The 18079-nt window shown below is 72.1% G+C and carries 18 protein-coding genes and 1 pseudogene; 12 read left to right on the top strand and 7 right to left on the bottom strand.

Annotation, left to right across the window (positions count from 1 at the left end; translation table 11 throughout):
* Window positions 1-127: 127 nt before the first annotated feature.
* A complete protein-coding gene (locus ADL22_RS00205; RefSeq protein ID WP_066972306.1) occupies window positions 128-1297 on the top strand; it encodes a hemopexin repeat-containing protein in 1170 nt (389 codons plus the stop codon).
* 129 nt (window positions 1298-1426) lie between these two features.
* On the opposite strand, the gene ADL22_RS00200 is transcribed toward ADL22_RS00205, so the two are convergent.
* Window positions 1427-2320, bottom strand: coding sequence for a LysR family transcriptional regulator (locus ADL22_RS00200; protein WP_066972303.1), 894 nt, complete (start codon window positions 2318-2320; stop codon window positions 1427-1429).
* A 111-nt stretch (window positions 2321-2431) separates the two neighbouring features.
* Here ADL22_RS00200 and ADL22_RS00195 point away from each other — a divergent pair, with 111 nt between their 5' ends.
* Window positions 2432-3520 (top strand): alcohol dehydrogenase catalytic domain-containing protein, encoded by a 1089-nt coding sequence (locus tag ADL22_RS00195; RefSeq protein ID WP_199836179.1) that lies wholly within the window; start codon window positions 2432-2434, stop codon window positions 3518-3520.
* A 53-nt stretch (window positions 3521-3573) separates the two neighbouring features.
* Here the strand turns inward: ADL22_RS00195 and ADL22_RS00190 are convergent, their stop codons facing one another.
* The gene (locus tag ADL22_RS00190) at window positions 3574-4314 is read right to left on the bottom strand and encodes a hypothetical protein (RefSeq protein WP_066972300.1); all 741 of its coding nucleotides are present in this window, start codon (window positions 4312-4314) and stop codon (window positions 3574-3576) included.
* 367 nt (window positions 4315-4681) lie between these two features.
* Between ADL22_RS00190 and ADL22_RS00185 the strand changes: the two genes are divergently transcribed.
* A complete protein-coding gene (locus ADL22_RS00185) occupies window positions 4682-5494 on the top strand; it encodes a class I SAM-dependent methyltransferase (RefSeq protein ID WP_066972297.1) in 813 nt (270 codons plus the stop codon).
* Window positions 5495-5669: 175 nt separating this feature from the next.
* Here ADL22_RS00185 and ADL22_RS00180 read toward each other — a convergent pair whose 3' ends face one another.
* Entirely contained in the window at window positions 5670-6071 is a 402-nt protein-coding gene (locus tag ADL22_RS00180) for a winged helix-turn-helix transcriptional regulator (protein ID WP_066972294.1), read from the bottom strand.
* 109 nt (window positions 6072-6180) lie between these two features.
* On the opposite strand from ADL22_RS00180, the gene ADL22_RS00175 reads away from it, so the two are divergent.
* Window positions 6181-7026, top strand: a complete 846-nt coding sequence (locus tag ADL22_RS00175; RefSeq protein WP_066972291.1) for an NAD(P)H-binding protein — start codon at window positions 6181-6183, stop codon at window positions 7024-7026.
* Between the two features lie 124 nt (window positions 7027-7150).
* On the opposite strand, the gene ADL22_RS00170 is transcribed toward ADL22_RS00175, so the two are convergent.
* On the bottom strand, window positions 7151-7636 hold the full coding sequence (locus ADL22_RS00170) for a DedA family protein (RefSeq protein ID WP_066972288.1): 486 nt from the start codon (window positions 7634-7636) through the stop codon (window positions 7151-7153).
* Window positions 7637-8101: 465 nt separating this feature from the next.
* A pseudogene (locus tag ADL22_RS33385) lies at window positions 8102-8218 on the bottom strand (LuxR C-terminal-related transcriptional regulator); the annotation flags it as partial.
* Between ADL22_RS33385 and ADL22_RS36915 the strand changes: the two are divergent.
* From ADL22_RS36915 to dctA, 6 genes are all read left to right on the top strand, one after another.
* Window positions 8218-8541 carry an MbtH family NRPS accessory protein gene (locus tag ADL22_RS36915; protein WP_107116180.1) on the top strand — a complete coding sequence of 108 codons (324 nt, stop codon included), beginning with the start codon at window positions 8218-8220 and terminating at the stop codon, window positions 8539-8541. The pseudogene ADL22_RS33385 and the gene ADL22_RS36915 overlap by 1 nt on opposite strands.
* A gap of 445 nt (window positions 8542-8986) precedes the next feature.
* The gene (locus tag ADL22_RS00165) at window positions 8987-10084 is read left to right on the top strand and encodes an NAD(P)/FAD-dependent oxidoreductase (RefSeq protein ID WP_066972285.1); all 1098 of its coding nucleotides are present in this window, start codon (window positions 8987-8989) and stop codon (window positions 10082-10084) included.
* Entirely contained in the window at window positions 10081-10971 is an 891-nt protein-coding gene (locus ADL22_RS00160) for an RNA polymerase sigma-70 factor (RefSeq protein WP_066972282.1), read from the top strand. The genes ADL22_RS00165 and ADL22_RS00160 overlap by 4 nt, the downstream gene beginning before the upstream one ends.
* Window positions 10972-11052: 81 nt before the next feature.
* Window positions 11053-11940, top strand: a complete 888-nt coding sequence (locus tag ADL22_RS00155) for a LysR family transcriptional regulator (RefSeq protein WP_066972279.1) — start codon at window positions 11053-11055, stop codon at window positions 11938-11940.
* Window positions 11941-12010: 70 nt separating this feature from the next.
* Window positions 12011-13069: a tartrate dehydrogenase gene (locus ADL22_RS00150; protein ID WP_066972276.1), complete on the top strand. Its 1059-nt coding sequence runs from the start codon at window positions 12011-12013 to the stop codon at window positions 13067-13069.
* Between the two features lie 166 nt (window positions 13070-13235).
* Window positions 13236-14621 (top strand): C4-dicarboxylate transporter DctA, encoded by a 1386-nt coding sequence (dctA, locus tag ADL22_RS00145; RefSeq protein ID WP_066972273.1) that lies wholly within the window; start codon window positions 13236-13238, stop codon window positions 14619-14621.
* Between the two features lie 13 nt (window positions 14622-14634).
* Here dctA and ADL22_RS00140 read toward each other — a convergent pair whose 3' ends face one another.
* Window positions 14635-15216 carry a CGNR zinc finger domain-containing protein gene (locus tag ADL22_RS00140; RefSeq protein WP_066972270.1) on the bottom strand — a complete coding sequence of 194 codons (582 nt, stop codon included), beginning with the start codon at window positions 15214-15216 and terminating at the stop codon, window positions 14635-14637.
* 101 nt (window positions 15217-15317) lie between these two features.
* Here ADL22_RS00140 and ADL22_RS00135 point away from each other — a divergent pair, with 101 nt between their 5' ends.
* Window positions 15318-15734: a carboxymuconolactone decarboxylase family protein gene (locus ADL22_RS00135; RefSeq protein WP_066972267.1), complete on the top strand. Its 417-nt coding sequence runs from the start codon at window positions 15318-15320 to the stop codon at window positions 15732-15734.
* Entirely contained in the window at window positions 15731-16630 is a 900-nt protein-coding gene (locus ADL22_RS00130) for a phosphotriesterase family protein (protein WP_066972264.1), read from the top strand. The genes ADL22_RS00135 and ADL22_RS00130 overlap by 4 nt, the downstream gene beginning before the upstream one ends.
* Before the next feature lie 199 nt (window positions 16631-16829).
* On the opposite strand, the gene ADL22_RS00125 is transcribed toward ADL22_RS00130, so the two are convergent.
* Window positions 16830-17573: an SDR family NAD(P)-dependent oxidoreductase gene (locus tag ADL22_RS00125; RefSeq protein ID WP_066972261.1), complete on the bottom strand. Its 744-nt coding sequence runs from the start codon at window positions 17571-17573 to the stop codon at window positions 16830-16832.
* Window positions 17574-18079: the final 506 nt, after the last annotated feature.

Genomic DNA, 18079 nt, shown 5'->3' with positions numbered 1-18079 from the left:
AAAGACGCGCCGTAGCGTGCGGAGCCGGCTGAAAGGTCGGACGACGCCGGAACCAGAAGCGCTCTCGGGGGAGACGAGAACACTTCAGAGGACGAGCAGACAGCGGAGCGGCGCAATGGGTACAGGAGTGTACTTCTTCCACGCCGGCCAATATGTGCGGTACGACCGCGGCGACGACGCATCCGGAGATCCGAACCCGGTAGCCGGGAACTGGCACGGGCTGGCCGAGGCGGGCTTCTCGCAGCCGGACGCCGCGGTCAACCTGGAGGCCGGCAAACTCTACTTCTTCCAGGGTGCACAGTACGCGCGCTACGACGTCGCGGCCGATGCCGTCGACTCCGGCTACCCGCTCGCCAGCGCGGGCAATTGGCCCGGCCTCAATGAAGCCGGCTTCGCGTCAGGCGTGGACGCGGCCGTGAACTGGGGCAACGGAAAGCTCTTCTTCTTCAAGGGGCCGAACTACCTGCGCTACGACATCGCCACCGACGCCTCCGACTCCGGCTATCCACTCGCTGTCGCGGGCAATTGGCCCGGCCTCAGCGAAGCGGGCTTCGCGTCGGGCGTGGATGCGGCCGTCAACTGGGGTAACGGGAAGGCGTTCTTCTTCAACGGTTCGAACTACTTGCGTTACGACATCGCCGCCGACGGCACCGAATCCGGCTACCCCCTTGCTATCGCGGGCAACTGGCCCGGTCTCAATGAAGCCGGTTTCGGCGCATCGGTACGCGCAGTCGTTGACCTGTTCGACGGACGCGACGTGTGGCTGCCGAATGCCGAGCGCATGCCGGCCACGAAGGCAGGTCCGGAGTACTTGCCGCTTCCCTGGCGCGGTGTTCTGCACACAACCGAGGGGCCCACGATCGATGGCGCCTTGCAGCAGTTCCGCGCCACCAACTTCTGGCCCACTCTCACGATCGAGCCGAATACGTTTCGCGTGGTCCAGCACTATTCTTTGAGCGCCGGCGCTCGGGCACTGTCGGACGCGGCGACCCCTGAGAACGCGGCGCGGTGTGTGCAGATCGAGATCGTGGGTTCCGCCGCAGAGACCCCGAACTGGGCTCCGGAGAAGCTGGCATTCATCCGGGAGGTCGTTCGTGACATCGATTCGCTCGTACCGATTCCCCGGGCATCGGGCCTGACGTTCCTGGACGCGGCCGGGGTGAGTTCGCACCCCGGCAACCGCATGTCCGTAGCGGACTGGAATCGGTTCTCCGGGTGGTGCGGGCACCAGCACGTCCCGGGTGAGCTGAGTCGCTGGGACCCCGGAGCCATCGATATCGCCACCATTCTCGGCTGAGCCGTTCCTGTCCTCCAGGAACCCCATCCCGCACACAGTTCTTGCCAGGGCGGCATCGACGGTTCCGAGCGGAAGTCCGGGTCGTACTGGGGGACGCGCGATCGTGCGCGCTCTTGGCGCGGTTGCGGTTCAGGCGGTTGAAGTGATCGCTTGTGTGACGGCCGTGATCGCCGGGGTGGAGCGGCCGGAGAGGCGTGCCACGAGCACCCGGCGGATCTCGGGGGGTGCGCCGTCGACGCGCAGCAGGCGCACCCCGGGCGGCAGTGCGGGGGAGAGCCGGGACGGCACCGTCGTCACACCGAAGCCGCCGGCGACCAGCTGGAGTTTCGTCAGCCAGTCACGTGCGGAGTGGATGATGCGCGGGCGTCCGGGCAGGCCGGGCCAGACGCCGAGCAGCGGCTCGGAGTTCGATGACGGGGTGGCGATCCACGGGGCGGCGGCCAGCTCGTCGACGTGCACGGTCGTGCGTCCGGCGAACTCTCCGGTCGACGGCACCGCCACGACCAGTTCGGTGTCCGCGACGGTCTCGATGTGCAGGCGCGGCGAGTCGCCGTCGAAGGGCCGGTGGGGCGGGCGGGATGTCAGCACGGCGAGGTCGAGCGAGCCGGCGCGCAGCGCCCGGACCAGGGTGGGCGTGGTGCCCTCGCGGGTGGTGACCGTGATCTGCGGGTCGGCCGCCGCGAGGTGTGCGAGTGCGGCGGGCAGGATCGCCGCGCCCGCGCTCATGACCACCCCGAGCCGTACCAGTTCGGTGCGCGGGACGGTGCCGGTGAGCTCACGCTCGGCCGCGGCGAGCGAGGCCAGGACCGAGTGGGCGTGCCGCAGCAGGGTCAGGCCGGCGGGGGTGAGCCGTACCCCGTCCGGGCGGCGTTCGAAGAGGGTGGTGCCCGTGCTGCGTTCGAGGGCGGCGGCCTGGCGTGAGACGGCCGACTGCGTGTAGCCGAGCCGGACTGCTGCCCCGGTGAAGCTGCCGGACTCGGCGATCTGCCGCAGGACCCGCAGTCCCGCGCTGGAGATGTCCATGCGGTATACGCATACCACGGATACCGGATCGTCGCTTCCCGCATGTCCACCCAGCTCCTAGTGTCGAGCCGACGAGCCCACGAGCCCACGGACGAACACGGAGGCCATCACGTGCGAGCAGCAGTTCTGACGCGGTTCGGCGCCCCGCTTGCGGTGCGGGAGGTGCCCGACCCCGAGGCCGGGGGCGGTGAGGTGCTGGTCGAGGTCCTCGCCGCCTGCGTGGCGCCCTACGCGGCCGAGGTCTTCGGCGGCACGCGGAACTACTCCCTCGTTCCTCCTGTCGTGCCCGGTGTCGGCGGTGTGGGACGGATCGTCCACGTCGGCCCGGACGCCACCCGGCTGCGCGTCGGCGACCTGGTGTGGTGCGACTCGACGGTGCGCTCGCGGGACGACGCCCTGACGCCCGACATCGCGCTCCAGGGCTGGAGTTCGCGCGGCGAGGGCGGCGCGCGGCTCGCCCGCTACCTGCACGACGGTTCGTTCGCCGAGCTCATGCGGGTCCCGACGGAGAACGTCTTCCCGCTGCCCGCCGCGGCAGGGGACGACCCGGCCCGCTGGGCCGCGCTCACCGTGCACGCCATCTCCTACGGCGGGCTGCTCGCAGGCAAGTTGGAAGCCGGCGAGACGCTGCTCGTCAGCGGGGCCACCGGCAACCTCGGCAGCAGCGCGGTCGCGGTCGCGCTCGCGATGGGCGCGGGCCGCGTCATCGCCCCGGGCCGCAACCAGGCCGCGCTCGGCCTCCTCGCCGACCGGTTCGGTCCGCGGCTGCGCCCGGTCCCGCTAACCGGAGACGAGGCCACCGACCGCGCGGCGATGTCCGCGGCGGCCGGCGGCCCGATCGACATGGTCATCGACCTGCTGCCGCCGAGCGCACCCAGCTCGGCGTCGCGCGCGGCGGCCATGACCGTGCGCGAGTACGGCCGCGTCGTCCTCATGGGCGGCGTCGGCATGCTCGGCGGCGACGACCTCGCACTCCCTTACCCATGGATCATGCGCAACTCGGTCACCGTGCGCGGCCAGTGGATGTACCCGCGCACAGCCAATGCCGGCATCATCCGGCTCCTCGCCTCGGGCACGTTGGATCTCGCCCCCGAACGGGTCCGGTCGTTCGGCATCGATGCCGTCAACGACGCCATCGCGTACGCCGCCGCGCACGCCGGCCCGTTCGACCGCACCAGCCTTATCCCATCGGCGGGCTGACACGGCCCACTGCGACATCAGCTACCGTCTGCCGCCGGTCTGGCGGCCCGGCCTCACCTCAGATGCCGGGTGAAGAACTGGACCGCGGAATCACCAGCGAACCGCGGGACGCCGGTGTGCCCGCCCATGGTGGCGTGCAGGGTCTTCTCCTTGGAGCCGAAGGCGTCGAACAGGTCGAGCGCCGCCTGCCGGTCGTTCCCTTCGTCGTCCCACTGCAGCAGGACGTGCAGGGGAATCGTGACGTGCCGGGCCTCCGCGAACATGGCGCGAGGCACGAGACTCCCGGCGAAGAATCCAGCGGCCGCGATGCGTGGCTCAACCACCGCCAGCCGGATGCCGATGGAGATCAGTCCCCCCGAGTACCCGACCGGGCCGCCGATCTCGGGCAGCGAAAGGAGCGCGTCCAGGGCGGCCTGCCATTCCGGGACCGCCTTGTCGACCAGCGGGAGGACGAGGGCGCCGACGATCTCGTCGCTGACCGGCTCGCCGGCCTTCATCGCCCGGCGCAGGTCGGCGCGGGCCTGGTCGACGGCGGGCCAACGGGGCCGGTCGCCGCTTCCGGGGAGTTCGATGGTGGCCGTGGCGAAGCCCTCCGCCGCGGAGCGCCGGGCCCGGGCCACCAGTCGGGGGTACATCGTGCGCAGCCCGAGGGGAGGGTGGCCGAGCAGGATCAGCGGCGCCGGTGCGGACGCGGACGCCGACGCGGGTGTCCACAGGATGCCGGGGATCTCGCCGAGGGTGAACTCGCGCTCGAGGACGCCGTCGTCGAGGCGCTGCTCTGAAATGACATACATGGTCGTGCCTTTCGGGAGTGCACTGGAACGGCGCTCCCGGACGACCTGCCTATCGCCCGACCGTGACCCCGGAGGGGAGCACCCACGTCGATACTGCGTTCACGGGTACCACCTCCTCGATCTCTCGCACGGTCCCCGGAAATGTAGCGGTGGCCGCCCTCGTTCGCCAACGGGTTTTCGCGGAGTCTCCGTGAGAGCGCGTACGACGCACCGTCGAGCCTCCCGGACTCGTGGGCTGGTGCTGCCGGTTCGCGAGCCCTGGTCCCTTGCACCGGCTCCCCGCATCAGGCCCCTCGGAACCGACGTGGAATCGACCGTCTACGCTGGCGCGGTGACTGATGAGCGGGAGCGGGTGCGGCCGTCGGGAGTGTGGGCCACGGCGGTGGGGGTGGCCAGGGTGCGGGCGCTGGAGACCGAGCGGGCGGACGCGCTGTTCCGGGACCCGCTGGCACGGGCCTTCGCCACCGCCGGCGGCCTGTGGCCCTCGTCCCCGCCGCCCGAGGGCGAGGCCGGGCGACGCCGCCGGCTGGCCGTGTCGTTCTCCATCGTCATCAGGACGAAGTTCCTGGACGACCTGTTGCAGCGGGCTTCCGCGTCCGGTGTCCGGCAGGTCGTCCTGCTCGGCGCGGGCATGGACAGCCGGGCCTTCCGGATGGACTGGCCCGAGGGCACCCGGCTGTTCGAGGTCGACACCGCCGCGCCACTGGATTTCAAGGCTTCGGTACTGCGCCAGGAGCGGGCCGTCGCACGCTGCGAGCGGATCACCGTCGCGGTGGATCTGCGGGAGGACTGGCCGGCCGCGCTGGCCGCCGCGGGGCACGACCCGGGGGCGCCGACCGTGTGGATCGCCGAAGGACTGCTGATCTATCTGCCCGGGGACGCGGTGGAGCTGCTGCTGGCCCGGATCAGCGCGCGGTCGGCGGCAGGCAGCCGGATGGGGCTGACGCTGGGCTCGCGCGGTGTGATCGAGCGCTTCGGCGCGGACGCCGTGCCGGGATCGGCGGCGTCCCTGTGGGTTTCGGAGATGCCCGACGACCCGGTGGGCTGGCTGGCCGGGCACGGCTGGGAGGCCGGCTGCCACACCCTGCGCGAACGCGCTGCCGCCTACGGCCGCCCGATCAGCACCCCGCCGCAGCGCGAGGAGCGGCCCGGCGGACTGATCTCCGCGGTCCGCCGGTAGAGCACGAGCGCCTCCCGGTTCGCTTGATGGTCGGCGCCCCTGGCCACGCCCGCAGTGGCGCGGCTTCGGCCCGCTGGCCGGAGTGGCGGCGTCGGCACCATGCTCGAGCCCGAGCGACCCGTTGCCACCGGCAGGGCCGCGAAACAGGCGTAAGGGTCAGGATCCGCCGCTGGAGTCAGCCGCGGGGCGAACCGGCTTCGTCGTAGTGGCGTCGCGCCCGCTCGACGTGCTCGAGGTTGGTGGTGGCCCACTCGGCGAGGTGGGCGAAGAGGGGGGCGAGGCTGCGGCCGAGGTCGCTGATCTCGTATTCGACACGAGGCGGCACCTCGGGGTGGTACGTGCGCACGACGAGGCCGTCGCGCTCCAGCTGGCGCAGGCGCTGGGTGAGGACCTTGGGGGTGATGCCCTTGATGCGTCGCTCCAGTTCGACGAAGCGCTGGCGGCCGAAGGTGTGGAGCGACCAGAGGATCGGTGTGGTCCACCGGCTGAACACGATGTCCACGACCGGCGAGACCGGGCAGGCCAGCTCGGGGTCGGCCGTGGTGTCAGCCGTTGACCGGCCCGCCTCCGCAGCCATGAGCTACATCCCTCTGAGGTAGTCACTTTCCTGTAGGTACCTACTATACCGGCGCTGCTAGCGTCGCTGTCATCGCGGTGAACCACAGCGGATGACACAGGAGTTGAGCATGTTCGTGGTGACGGGTGCGACCGGGAACGTCGGGCGGTCGCTGGTGCAGGCCATGGCGGAGACCGGGGAGCGGGTGACGGCGGTGTCGAGAGGGATGGCCCCGGTGGACCTGCCGCCGGGGACCGCGCATGTAAGGGCCGACCTGATCGAGCCGGGGACCCTGCGGCCGGCTCTCGACGGTGCCGAGGTCCTGTTCCTGCACGACGGCGGCGCCGGCGGCCACGGGTTCGACCCGCGAGCCGTGCTGGACGTGGCCGGGGCCGCCGGGGTCCGCCGGGTGGTGCTGCTCTCCTCGCAGGGCGTGGCGACCAGACCGGAGTCCCCCTCGCACGGGGGCGTCGGGCGGGCGATGGAGGACGCGGTACGCGGATCGGGCCTGGCCTGGACGATCCTGCGGCCCGGCGGTTTCGCGTCCAACGCCTTCGCCTGGGCGGAGTCCGTACGCGGCGAGCGGACCGTCGCCGCGCCGTTCGGTGACGTCGGGCTCCCGGTGATCGATCCGGCGGACATCGCGGAGGTCGCGGCCGCCGCCCTGCGCAAGGACGAACACGCCGGTCAGGTCTACGAGTTGACCGGGCCGGCGGTCATCACGCCCCGGCAGCAGGCCGCGGCGATCGGCGCGGCCCTCGGCGAGCCGGTGCGGTTCGCGGAGCTGAGCCGGGCCGAGGCACACGCACGGATGGCCGCGTTCATGCCGGAGCCCGTCGTGGAGACCACGCTGGCCATCCTCGGCGAGCCCAACGCCGCCGAGCTGCGGCTCAGCCCGGACGTCGAGCGGGTGCTCGGCCGCGCACCCCGCCCCTTCGCGGAGTGGGCCCGCCGCAACGCCGAAGCCTTCCGGTAGGAAGCGACGGTGCCGCCTCTCCTGGCGGCCGGTCTCGGGGCGCCATCGCCGGAGACCCCACCCCGTATCACGCCCCAACCCGCCGTACGACATGCGGGAACCACGGGGGAGCCGGGCCGTCGTTTTAGGATTCCTCGGCCGCGGTGTCGCCAGGGGCAGCCGGAGCGGCGTTCCTCCGCCGGTACACCACCACGCCGGTCGCCGTGAGGAGCAGGACGGCGACCGCGACCACGCCCAGCATGGGCCGCTCGGCGAACAGCCTCGCCAGCAATTCGAGTGCGCCGATCCCGGCGGTCGCATAGACCAGCGCCCAGCCCGCTCCTCCCACGAACAGTGCGGGGAGGTAGCGCGGCAGGGGCATGCGCATGCTCCCGGCGAGGAAGTTGGCGGCGGTCTGGAAACCGACGGTCAGGAAGGAGACGGCCACCACCGGCGCGCCCCACCGCTGGATCGCTCGTTCGGCGCGCTGGAACGTGGCCGAGGAGACCCGTCGAGCGAACCTGCCGCGCCTGGCGCCGGCACCGGCGAGCCATCCGACGGCGAACGTCCCGCCGGCGCGCAGCAGAATGATGACGTAGAGACCGGCGGCCGTGAGCGCGACCTTATCCACGGCGCCTCACCCTCGGCGCCGGGCCGCGGCCCGCTTCCCCCGCCGCCCGGTTCCGCGGTTCCCGCCGTAGCGGACCCGCGACGGGTACGAGCCTGGTCGTCATATCTCACCTGCGCCGCTTCTGCCGGTTCCGTCCGTCCCGATGTCCCTGCCGAGGCGGCAGCGGCACCCGAGCCGACGCGGAGCACCGTTGCACCTGGGGCCTTCCGGCCGCGATCTCTCGCCAGGCTCGCCCAGCACAGCCAGGTTAACCGAACGCGCGTGCCCGGATGCGCGGCGCCGGGTACCGGAGCGGGAAGACCTGCCGCTGCGGCGTCAGGCGTCATCGCCGGCCGGAGAGCCCGCCGCCGGGTCGCCGCTCCGGCCGGGGCCACAGCAGGTGAATCCCGTAGGGAGCCGACGATCATGGAACGGTCCCGCATATCCGCCCCGCCCGCCGCGCAGGGATCCGGTCAGGCCGAAGCGTTACAGCAGCCATTCGGAATCGCGGGCGATCTTGATGGCATCCACTCGGTTCCTGGCGTTCAGCTTGGTCACCACGGTGGTGAGGTAGTTCCGGACAGTGCCGAGCGAGAAGTGGAGTGTCTGGCTACCCGGCCGGCTGGACCCTCGTGTTCGGGGAGGACAGCCGCCAGGGGTGCCTCGACTACGTGGAGGAGAACCGGACCGATATGCGGCCCGCCAGCCTCATACGGGCGAGGGAAGAAGCGGAGCAGACCGCTGCGGCGCAGCGCCGCCGGCCGGCAGATACCGGTACCCGCGTCCGGGGGCTAATCACCCGCGTACACCGCGTCAATCGGCCGGCCGCGCAGGGCCGCGTCGAGCCGGTCGGTGGTGTGCGCGGTCAGCAGGTCGTGGGGGAGTGTGACGTCGCGGAAGCCCAGGTTTCCGCACGACGGCAATGACGCGCTGGCAGCCGGCGGAGGCGTTGGTCTCCTCAACGTCTGGAGCGCGGCGCGGGAGCAGCATCAGCGGATCATCCGACGGTGACGGATCTGGTGAGTACGGCCTGACGATCGCTCCCCGACCCGTGAGTCGGAGGCCGACTGGAGCACGGCTGCGCTCGGGGTCGACGATCCTTGCCCGCCCGCGGGCCGGACGCGGTGGTCCGGTCCGCGGCCGAGCGCGACTCCTCGTCGCGGCCCGGCTGGTCGACCGCGTCCGTGTCGGCTCGCCCGCGCGGCGACGGCAGGCAAGCCACTGTTGCCTTGATCCCCGAGCTGTTCTGCCGCCCTGCCGCTTCGGCGTTCCGTGATGCAGATCACTCGACTCGGCCGTCACAGGAGCGAGTTGGGCTGCGTCCCGTATCCGAATCGCGTATCCGAGCTGATTGCACAACAGGAGGCGGGCATGAGAGTCGTGGTGGTGGGTGCTGGCTACGCCGGGACGATTGCGGCGAATCGGCTGGCCAGGAAGGTGACGGCAGCGGAGATCACGGTGATCAATCCCCGTGCGGACTTCGTCGAGCGGGTGCGGTTGCACGAGCAGATCGCCGGGACCGGCGCCGCGGCGGCGCCGCTGGCGTCGATGCTGCGCGAAGGGATCGCAACGCGGTTGGGCACTGTCGACAAGATCAGCGATGGAGAGGTCGCTCTCGGCGACGGGTCGCGGCTCGACTTCGACCATCTGTTCCTCGCGGTCGGCAGCACGGTCACACCGTTGCCGGGCACCGTTCCGGTAGGGGTATGGGAGGGTGCGGAGCGGGCACGGGCCGCGCTGGCCGGGCTGCCCGGCGGGAGGACGGTCACCGTAATCGGCGGCGGGCTGACGGGTATCGAGACGGCGGCCGAAGTCGCCTACGGCCGCCCCGATCTGCGCGTGCGGCTCGTGGGGGGAACGATCGCCGCGAGTCTGTCGGCGGGGGCGCGGAAGCGTGTGCGTACCGGCCTGGAGCGGTTGAAGGTGGAGATCGTGGAGGGCTCCGTCGCGCGGGTTGGCTCGGGTGCCGGGGAAGGGGGAAGCGATGCGGTGCGTCTGGGCTCGGGCCGGCAGTTCGCCTCCGACCTCACACTCTGGGCGGTCATCGGGGGCGTGCCCGACCTGGCCGCCCGCAGCGGGCTCGAGGTGGATGCCGAGGGGCGTGCCGTGGTCGACGAGTATCTGCGCAGTGTGAACGACCCGCGGATCTTCGTCGTGGGTGACTGCGCGGCGGTTCCGGGCGCACGCGCGGCCTGTGCGACGGCCCTGCCTCAAGGCGCGCACGCAGCGGATACGCTGGCGCGGATGATCGAAGGCCGTAAGCCCAAGCCCTATTCCATGGGGTACACCGGACAGGGCGTGAGCCTGGGCCGTCGCGACGGGCTGCTCCAGGCAGCCCGCAGGGACGACAGCGTGCGGCGGCTCTACTTCGCCGGGCGCACCGCCGCGGTCGGCAAGGAACGCATCTGCCGCTACGCGCGGTTCGGCGCCCGCACCGCCACCTACGCCTGGTTGCGGGCACCGAAGTGAGCGAACAGCCGCACCGCGAGGACGACTTCACCGAGCACCGGGCCCTGCTGTTCTCGATCGCCTACGAGATCCTCGGATCGGTGGCCGACGCCGAAGACGTGCTGCAGGACACGTACCTGCGGTGGCGGTCGGTGAGCCACACGGCGGTGGAGAACCCGCGGGCCTATCTCGCGAAGATCGTCACCCGGCAGGCGCTCGGCGTCCTGCGGTCGGCTGTCCGCCGCAGGGAGCGGTACGTGGGGCCGTGGCTGCCCGAGCCGTTGCTGACCGACGCCGTCGGCGGCGCACCCGACGGCGTCGGCCATGTGCTCACCGGCGAGGCCGTCACCACCGCGATGCTGTTGCTGCTGGACGCCCTCACCCCGGCCCAGCGCGCGGTTTTCGTCTTGCGGGAAGTGTTCGCCTTCGACTACCCGGAGATCGCCGCCGCGGTGGGAAAGTCCGAGGCCGCGGTACGGCAGCTGAACCAACGCGCCCGCACCAGTGTGCGCGCGAAACGGCACACCGCGGTCGCCACGCCCGCGCAGGCACAACCGATCGCCGAACGGTTCCTGGCGGCGGCCGTCACCGGGGATGTCCAAGGTCTGATGGACGTGCTCGCACCCGACGTGGTGTTCCTGGGCGACGGCGGCGGGATCGTGACCACGGCGCTGCGCCCCGTGGCCGGTCCCGACAAGGTGGCCAGGCTCCTTCTCGGCCTTCTGGCCAAGGGCGCGCGCATGGGCGAACTCGACATCCGCCTGGGCGCCTACAACGGGATGCCTTCGGTCGCGGTCCTCATCGACGGCGTACTGGATCAGGTGACCTCGATCGAGGTACGCGGCGGTGCCGTGACGGCCGTCTACTGCGTCCGCAATCCGGAGAAGCTCACCGCCGTGAAGATCTGAGCCGCGCGTGGCTGTCCGCGTGAGATGCTGCGCCCGCCCGGTGGCACCGGGAAGTCGCTGGATGCGGAGCGGAGGAGCAGCGTGGACGTTCGGCAGTTGGAGTACTTCCTGGCTGTCGTCGACCGTGGCGGGTTCAATCGGGCCGCCGCGGCGCTCTACGTGTCGCAGCCGTCGCTGTCACAGGCCGTCCGGGCTCTGGAGCGCGACCTGGGCACGGAGTTGTTCCATCGGATCGGGCGTCGGGTGGTGCTGACGGAGGCGGGCCGGGCGTTGATCGACCCGGCCCGTCAGGCTGTGCGGAGCCTGGAGACGGCCCGCGCGAGTGTGGCGTCGGTGCGCGAACTGCGTTCGGGACGGCTGGACGTCGCGGCGATGCCGTCCCAGGCGGTCGAACCGCTCACCACGCTGATGCGCTCCTACACCGAGCGGTACCCGGGCGTGGCGGTGGCCGTCAGGGCGGCCTTCACCGCGCGCGGCGTCATCGACGCGGTGCGGACGGGGGCGGTGGAGCTTGGGCTGCTGGCGTCGGCCGGCGCCGTGCCGGACGAGGAGGTCCGCTCGCATGTGCTGGGCGAGCAGCGATTCGTTCTGGTGGTCCCGCCCGGAGGGCCCTTCGCCGGGCGGGAGGCCGTGAGCTGCGAGGAACTGGCAGGCCGGCGGCTGATCGTGGGGCAGCCGGGGACGGGGATGCGAGCGTACGTCGACTCCCTGCGGGAGCGCGGCATCGACGTCACCGTGGCGGCCGAGACCGAGCACCGTGTGGCGCTGCTGCCTCTGGTGCTGGCCGGGGTGGGGCTCGCGGTCGTGACCGAGTCCTGGCGGGGTATCGCCCGGCAGACGGGTGCCCACGTGCTGGACATCGAGCCCGCGACCGCGCTGCGGGTCCGGCTCGTCAGCCGGCGTGGAGTCCTCTCCCCGGCCGCCGCGGCGTTCTGGGCGACGGCGACGTCTCCGGCGGCCAATGGATAGGCGGGGCTTATAAGGCGCATCCGGTTTGCGTCTTGGACGCCGTCCGGGGCCCGTTGCTGGAATCGACGGCATGACGACCCATCGCATTGCCCTGATCCCCGGCGACGGCATCGGCGCGGAGGTGCTGCCCTGCGCGCGGCAGGTCCTCGACGTCCTGGGCCGCCGCCACGGCTTCGGCCTGACGTACACGTCGTACGACGACTGGTCCTGCGAGCGGTATCTGCGCGAGGGGGCGATGATGCCGGCCGACGGCATCGAGCAGCTCCGTGACAAGGACGCCATCCTGCTGGGCGCCGTTGGATACCCCGGCGTGCCCGACCACGTCTCGCTGTGGGGCCTGCTGATCCCCATCCGGCGCGGCTTCCGCCAGTACGTGAACCTGCGGCCCATCCGCGTCTTCGACGGCATCGACAGCCCGGTGCGCGGCGCGCGGGCCGGCGAGGTGGACTTCGTCGTGGTGCGGGAGAACGTGGAAGGCGAGTACAGCCAGGTCGGCGGACGGATCAACAGCGGCTTCCCGGACGAGATGGCCGTCCAGGAAGCGGTGTTCACCCGGGCAGGCGTCAGCCGCGTGCTGGACTACGCCTTCGCGCTCGCGGAGCGGCGCGGCGGCCGGCTGACCTCCGCGACGAAGTCCAACGGCATCGTGCACACCATGCCGTTCTGGGACCAGCTCGTCACCGAGCGGGCCGCCTCCTTCCCGCAGGTCACGTGGGACAAGGAGCACATCGACGCGCTCGCGGCCAAGTTCGTCCTCGAACCGGGCCACTTCGACGTCGTGGTCGCCTCCAACCTCTTCGGCGACATCCTCAGCGACCTCGCGGCCGCGGTCGCCGGTTCCATCGGCATCGCCCCGGCGGCCAACCTCAATCCCGAGCGGGAGTTCCCCTCGATGTTCGAGCCGGTACACGGTTCCGCGCCCGATATCGCCGGGCAGGGCATCGCCAACCCGCTGGGCGCGATCTGGTCGGCCGCCCTGATGCTCGACCACCTCGGCCACCCCGCCGCGGGCCAGGACATCACCGACGCCATCGCCACGGTCCTGGCCACGACCGACGTGCGCACCCGCGACCTGGGCGGCACCGCGACCACCGCCGAGTTCACCGACACGCTGCTCGGACTCCTCTGAACTCTCGCCCTGGGCCCGGTGGCGGGCGCGTGGACGATGCCGCCCGCCGCACCGCCGGCGCTCGCCCGCCTCCCCTTTTCGTCCCGGGCCGCGTTCCCCGCCGGCCCTCCTCCGCGGGCCCGTTCCACGTCCCGGCTGCGCCCGTTCCCCGACGAGGAGAAACGCCATGGCAGCACCCGCAACCCCAGCCCCCGCGCCGGCCGAAGCCGCCGGACGGCCCTGGTACCGGCAGCTCTACTTCTGGGTCCTGACCGCCATCGTCACCGGCATCCTCACCGGCTGGCTGTGGCCCTCGGCCGGCACCGCTATGGAGCCGGTCGGCACCACCTTCATCGCAGCGATCAAGATGCTCATCACCCCGATCGTCTTCCTGACCATCGCGGGAGGCATCGGCAGCGCCGACAGCCTCGGCCGCGTGGGCCGCGTGGGGCTGAAATCCCTGCTCTACTTCCAGGCGGGCACCCTCGCCGCGCTCCTGGTCGGCCTGATCGCCGTCAACGTCTTCCAGCCCGGCGCCGGTGTGCACGCCCACCCCGCGGACCTCCCTCTGACGGGAGATGCCGGGCAGTATGTGAAGGAAGGGGAGAAGCGGGGCTGGTGGCACTTCCTGACCGACCTCGTGCCCACCAGCGCCGTCGGCGCCTTCGCCGATGGCAGCATCCTCCAGGTCATCTTCTTCTCCGTGCTCTTCGGCATCGCGCTGAAGGCCGTGGGACCCCTGGGCGAGCCGCTCGTCGACGGTGTCCACCGGCTCACCGCCGTCGTCTTCACCATCCTGCGGTACGTCATGCTGGCCGCCCCCGTGGGCGCGTTCGGCGCCATGGCCTTCACCATCGGCACGTACGGCGTCTCCACCCTCACCGGTCTCGGCAGACTCATCGGGCTCGCCTACGGCACGTCCGCGTTCTTCGTCATCGTCGTTCTCGGAGCCGTCACCGCCGCCCTCAAGGTCAACATCTTCCGGCTCCTGCGCTACCTGCGGGAGGAATTCCTCCTCGTCCTGGGCACCTCTTCCTCCGAGAGCGCCCTGCCCCGCCTGATGACGAAACTCGAAGGACTCGGCATCCGCCGCGACATCGTCGGCCTGACCATCCCCACCGGCTACTCGTTCAACCTCGACGGCAGCTCCCTCTACCTGTCGCTGGCCGCCCTCTACATCGCCCAGGCCACCGACACACCCCTGAGCATCGGTCAGCAACTCGGCCTGCTCGCCGTCATGATCCTCACGTCGAAGGGATCCGGCGGCGTCACCGGCGCCGGCTTCATCGCTCTGGCCGCCACGCTCTCCACCGTGGGCACCGTCCCCGCCGCCGGCATCATGCTCATCTTCGGCATCGACAAGTTCATGTCCGAGTGCCGCGCCCTGACCAACCTCGCCGGCAACAGCGTCGCCACCCTCGTCATCGCCCGCTGGGAGAACGCCCTCGACACCGCACACCTCAACAAGGTCCTGCGCACCCGCACACCACAGTCGGAACCGGAGCCGGAGCAGGACCACGATGCCGGTCCACCGGCTCAGCTGCCGACGACATCCCGGCGGACCGCGGTCTGACGCCCCGGGCCCCTCAGTCTCCCGTGGGTTCCGCGGCGCGTCGTGCGCGCAGGGCCCGTACCCGTCCGCGGCTGGCGCAGGCCGGGGACGGGCACCAGCGGCGCCGGCCGGGAGGGTCGATGAAGACGCCGTGGCAGTCAGCTTCCTGGCACTTCTTCAGGGTGAGCCGGTCGGAGCCGGTCAGCTGGTCGACGGCCTGGCGGGCGATGCGGGCGAGCGCGTCGGCGGCCGTGGCGGGCGGTTCGCGCCGCAGCCGGTCGTCCGCCACCAGCCGCACCGGGTCGCCGTGCCCGGCCAGGAACGCGGCCAGGTCCGCCACCGCGCCCGCCGCCGGCGGCCGCTGGTCGACCGTGGCGAGCGCCAGCGCGCGCAGCGTCTCCCGCACCGCGCGCGCCTGGACCAGGTCGTCCGCGTCCGGTGCCCGTACGGGCGTGAGCTCGCAGTGGTCCAGCCATGCGGCGAACCGCGCGGGCGTGGCCAGCCGCTCCACCGGCCGGTCGCTGAAGCTGCGGCCCTTGGTGGCCAGCAGGTTCAGCCAGACGGCACCGCAGTCGAAGCGGAAGGCGAGCTTGTCGTCGGCAGCACGGGAAGCCATACCCGAGAGCGTAACGCCACGGCCGTTACATCTGCTACCGTCCTCGTAACGGCTCAGGCGTTACAAGCCCTGGGCGTGGCTAGACAGATGGGGGTACGGGCATGACGCTCGTGGATCAGCTGGCACCGGCGCGGTTCGACCGGGAGGCGGGCTACCGCCTGCTGGACGTGCTGCAGGACGAGACCACGCAGCAGGCGGCGCTGCCGGGGCTGGAGCGGACCGCGCCGGGGTTCGCGGACTGGATCGTCACCGCGCTGTTCGGCGGCACCTACCAGCGCGAGGGGCTGTCGCCGCGCGACCGCCAGCTCCTCAACCTCGCCGCGCTCGCCGCACTGGGCGGTGCGGAGCCGCAGTTGGAGGGCCATGTACGCACCGCGCTGCGGCTCGGCATGACGCGCCAGGAGGTCGCCGAGGTGTTCGTGCACCTCGCGCCCTATCTGGGGGTGCCGCGGGCGCTGGCGGGGCTGCGCGTCGCCGCCGCCGCGTTCACCGCCGTGGACGAGGAGGACGCCCGATGAGCCCCGCCGTGCGGACGGTCCTCGGGGACATCGCGCCCGGCGAACTCGGGGTGTGCGACGCGCACGACCACCTGTTCATCCGCTCGCCGGTCCTGGCCGGGCAGGAACTGGACGACACCGACGCGGCGCTCGGCGAGCTGACGGCGTTCGCGGCGCTCGGCGGGCGTGCGGTGGCCCAGTGGACCCCCTGGGGGATGGGACCGCGCCTGGCCGACCTGCCCGGGCTGTCCCGGCGCTCCGGCGTCCACGTCGTCGCCGCGACCGGCATGCACCAGGCCCGGCACTACGACGAGGCCGTGCTGCGGGAGGTGTGGGACGGGCTCGCGGAGCTGTTCGTCCGCGAGCTGACCGCCGGGCCCGTACGCGCCGGAATGGTCAAGGTGGCGGGCGCCTACCACCGGCTCGACGGCCACGCCCGCCACGTGATGGCGGCCGCCGCCGAGGCGCACCACGCCACCGGCGCGCCCATCGGCGTACACCTGGAGGCCGGCAGCGCCGCACCCGACGTGCTCGACCTGCTGTGCGGCACCCACGGTGTGCCGCCGCACCGGGTCATCCTGGGCCATCTGCACCGCTTCCCCGACACCGCCGTGCACCTGCGGGCCGCCGAGGCCGGCGCGTACCTGGCCTTCGACGGCCCCTCACGCGCCCACCACTCCACCGACTGGCGGCTCCTCGGTGCGCTGGGCGCGCTCGCCGACGCCGGCCACGCCGACCGCCTGCTGCTGGGCGGCGACACCGTACTGGCCTCCGCCCGCTCCACCGCCGACGGCCCCGGCATGCCGTTCCTGCTCGCCGGCCTGCGACCGCGCATCGAGCGGGAGCTCGGACCGGACGTCGCCACGGCCGTCTTCGTCACCAACCCGGCCCGCGCGTTCGCCGCCGACTGGCGGTAGCTCCTGGCCGTGCCCGAACGATCAGCGGGAGTGCGCCCGCAGGCGCGCGTACGCCCCCGGTGGCGCGGCGGACGGGTCAGTGGCGGGCGGGACGCGTCAGGTGCCGACTCCTTCGCCGGTCAGGAGGCCAGGATCGTGTTCAGCCTCCACCTCATACAGGCCCCTTCGGGATCGGTGCCGGCCAGGTGAAGCGCCTTCTTCAGCGCAGGTACGACGCGCCGTTGACGTCCAGGACGGCACCGGAGGACCACACCGCCTCCGGTGAGGCCAGGTACGTCACCGCGGCGGCGATCTCCTCGGGCGTGGCGACCCGGCCGAACGGGCTCTGCCGCCGGACCGCGTCATCGATCCGGTCGGTGACCCGTTCGGTGTCCACGAAGCCGGGGGCGACCGAGGCGACGGCGATCCCGTACGGTGCCAGCGCGACCGCGAGCGATTGGCCCAGGGCGTGCACGGCGGCCTTCGTCGCCCCGTAGGCGGGATGGTCGGGCTCGCCCTTGAAGGCGCCGCGGGAACCGACGTTGACGATCCGCCCCGCGGTCCCGTTGTCGATCATGTTGCGGGCCACGCAGTAACTGACGTGGGCGGTGCCGAGCAGATTCACGTCCACGATGCGCCGCCAGGCGCCGTGCCAGTCACCGAACGAGGTGTCGGCCGGCGGGTGGGCGGTGTTGGTGCCCGCGTTGTTGACCAGGACGTCGAGCGGGCCGAGCGCGTCGATGGCTGATGCGGCCACGGCGGCCGCGCCTTCCGGGGTGCCCAGGTCGCCCTGGACCAGGCAATGGCCAGTGCCGGGGAGGGAGTTGAGGGCCTCCTCCGCGGCTTCGCGGCGGGTCCCGTAGTGCAGGGCGACGCGGTCGCCGCCGGCGGCGAAGGCGGTGGCGACCGCGCGGCCGATGCCGCGCGAGGCCCCGGTCACCAGGACGGCGCGGTTCCGCTTCATGAGCAACCTCCAACAGTCGGCGGCCGACCGCCGCGCGGGCCCTGACGATCTTGCCGGTTCAGTTTTGCACCCGGGACACCGGCGCCGACGCCCGGGGGTTCGGGCCAGTGTTATGGCCGCACGTGAGACTCCTCGCCGCTGCTTCGGCAGTGACCGAGAGACACCGGGCCGCGGCCCGGCAGCCGGCCAGCTGGACAGGGCGGCGACGAGCCGTGCGCGGCGGGTCCCCTCCGGCACGACAGGCGGCTCGCCCGAGGTCCAGACGGCGCGCACGGACAGGTGGCTGATGCGCCGGCCGCTGTCGGTGCGCCGGAGCTTCCCCTCGTAGCTGCCACCCACCGTGAAGAGGGGGTCGGCGCCCTCGACCCGTGCTTGGACGTGCGAAGGCGTGCTCGACGCGGGCACGGACCTGGTGGTGGGAGGAGGGGTTGTGCTCCTCCTTCCAGGCGGGTAGTTGGCCTGCCGCGGGCCGGCACGCGACTCGTAGGCCGGCGGCCTGGGCCTGG

The organism is Streptomyces sp. NRRL F-4489, from assembly GCF_001509485.1.
Lineage (GTDB): Bacteria > Actinomycetota > Actinomycetes > Streptomycetales > Streptomycetaceae > Streptomyces.
The sequence above is the reverse complement of the archived record's forward strand: the minus strand, read 5'-3'. Positions and strand labels throughout refer to the sequence as shown.

Coding starts and splice junctions, on each gene's coding strand:
- ADL22_RS00200 (WP_066972303.1), bottom strand. CDS start 2,320: ATGGACATCTCCAGCGCGGGACTGCGGGTCCTGCGGCAGATCGCCGAG.
- ADL22_RS00190 (WP_066972300.1), bottom strand. CDS start 4,314: ATGTATGTCATTTCAGAGCAGCGCCTCGACGACGGCGTCCTCGAGCGC.
- ADL22_RS00180 (WP_066972294.1), bottom strand. CDS start 6,071: ATGGCTGCGGAGGCGGGCCGGTCAACGGCTGACACCACGGCCGACCCC.
- ADL22_RS00175 (WP_066972291.1), top strand. CDS start 6,181: ATGTTCGTGGTGACGGGTGCGACCGGGAACGTCGGGCGGTCGCTGGTG.
- ADL22_RS00165 (WP_066972285.1), top strand. CDS start 8,987: ATGAGAGTCGTGGTGGTGGGTGCTGGCTACGCCGGGACGATTGCGGCG.
- ADL22_RS00150 (WP_066972276.1), top strand. CDS start 12,011: ATGACGACCCATCGCATTGCCCTGATCCCCGGCGACGGCATCGGCGCG.
- dctA (WP_066972273.1), top strand. CDS start 13,236: ATGGCAGCACCCGCAACCCCAGCCCCCGCGCCGGCCGAAGCCGCCGGA.
- ADL22_RS00140 (WP_066972270.1), bottom strand. CDS start 15,216: ATGGCTTCCCGTGCTGCCGACGACAAGCTCGCCTTCCGCTTCGACTGC.
- ADL22_RS00135 (WP_066972267.1), top strand. CDS start 15,318: ATGACGCTCGTGGATCAGCTGGCACCGGCGCGGTTCGACCGGGAGGCG.
- ADL22_RS00130 (WP_066972264.1), top strand. CDS start 15,731: ATGAGCCCCGCCGTGCGGACGGTCCTCGGGGACATCGCGCCCGGCGAA.
- ADL22_RS00125 (WP_066972261.1), bottom strand. CDS start 17,573: ATGAAGCGGAACCGCGCCGTCCTGGTGACCGGGGCCTCGCGCGGCATC.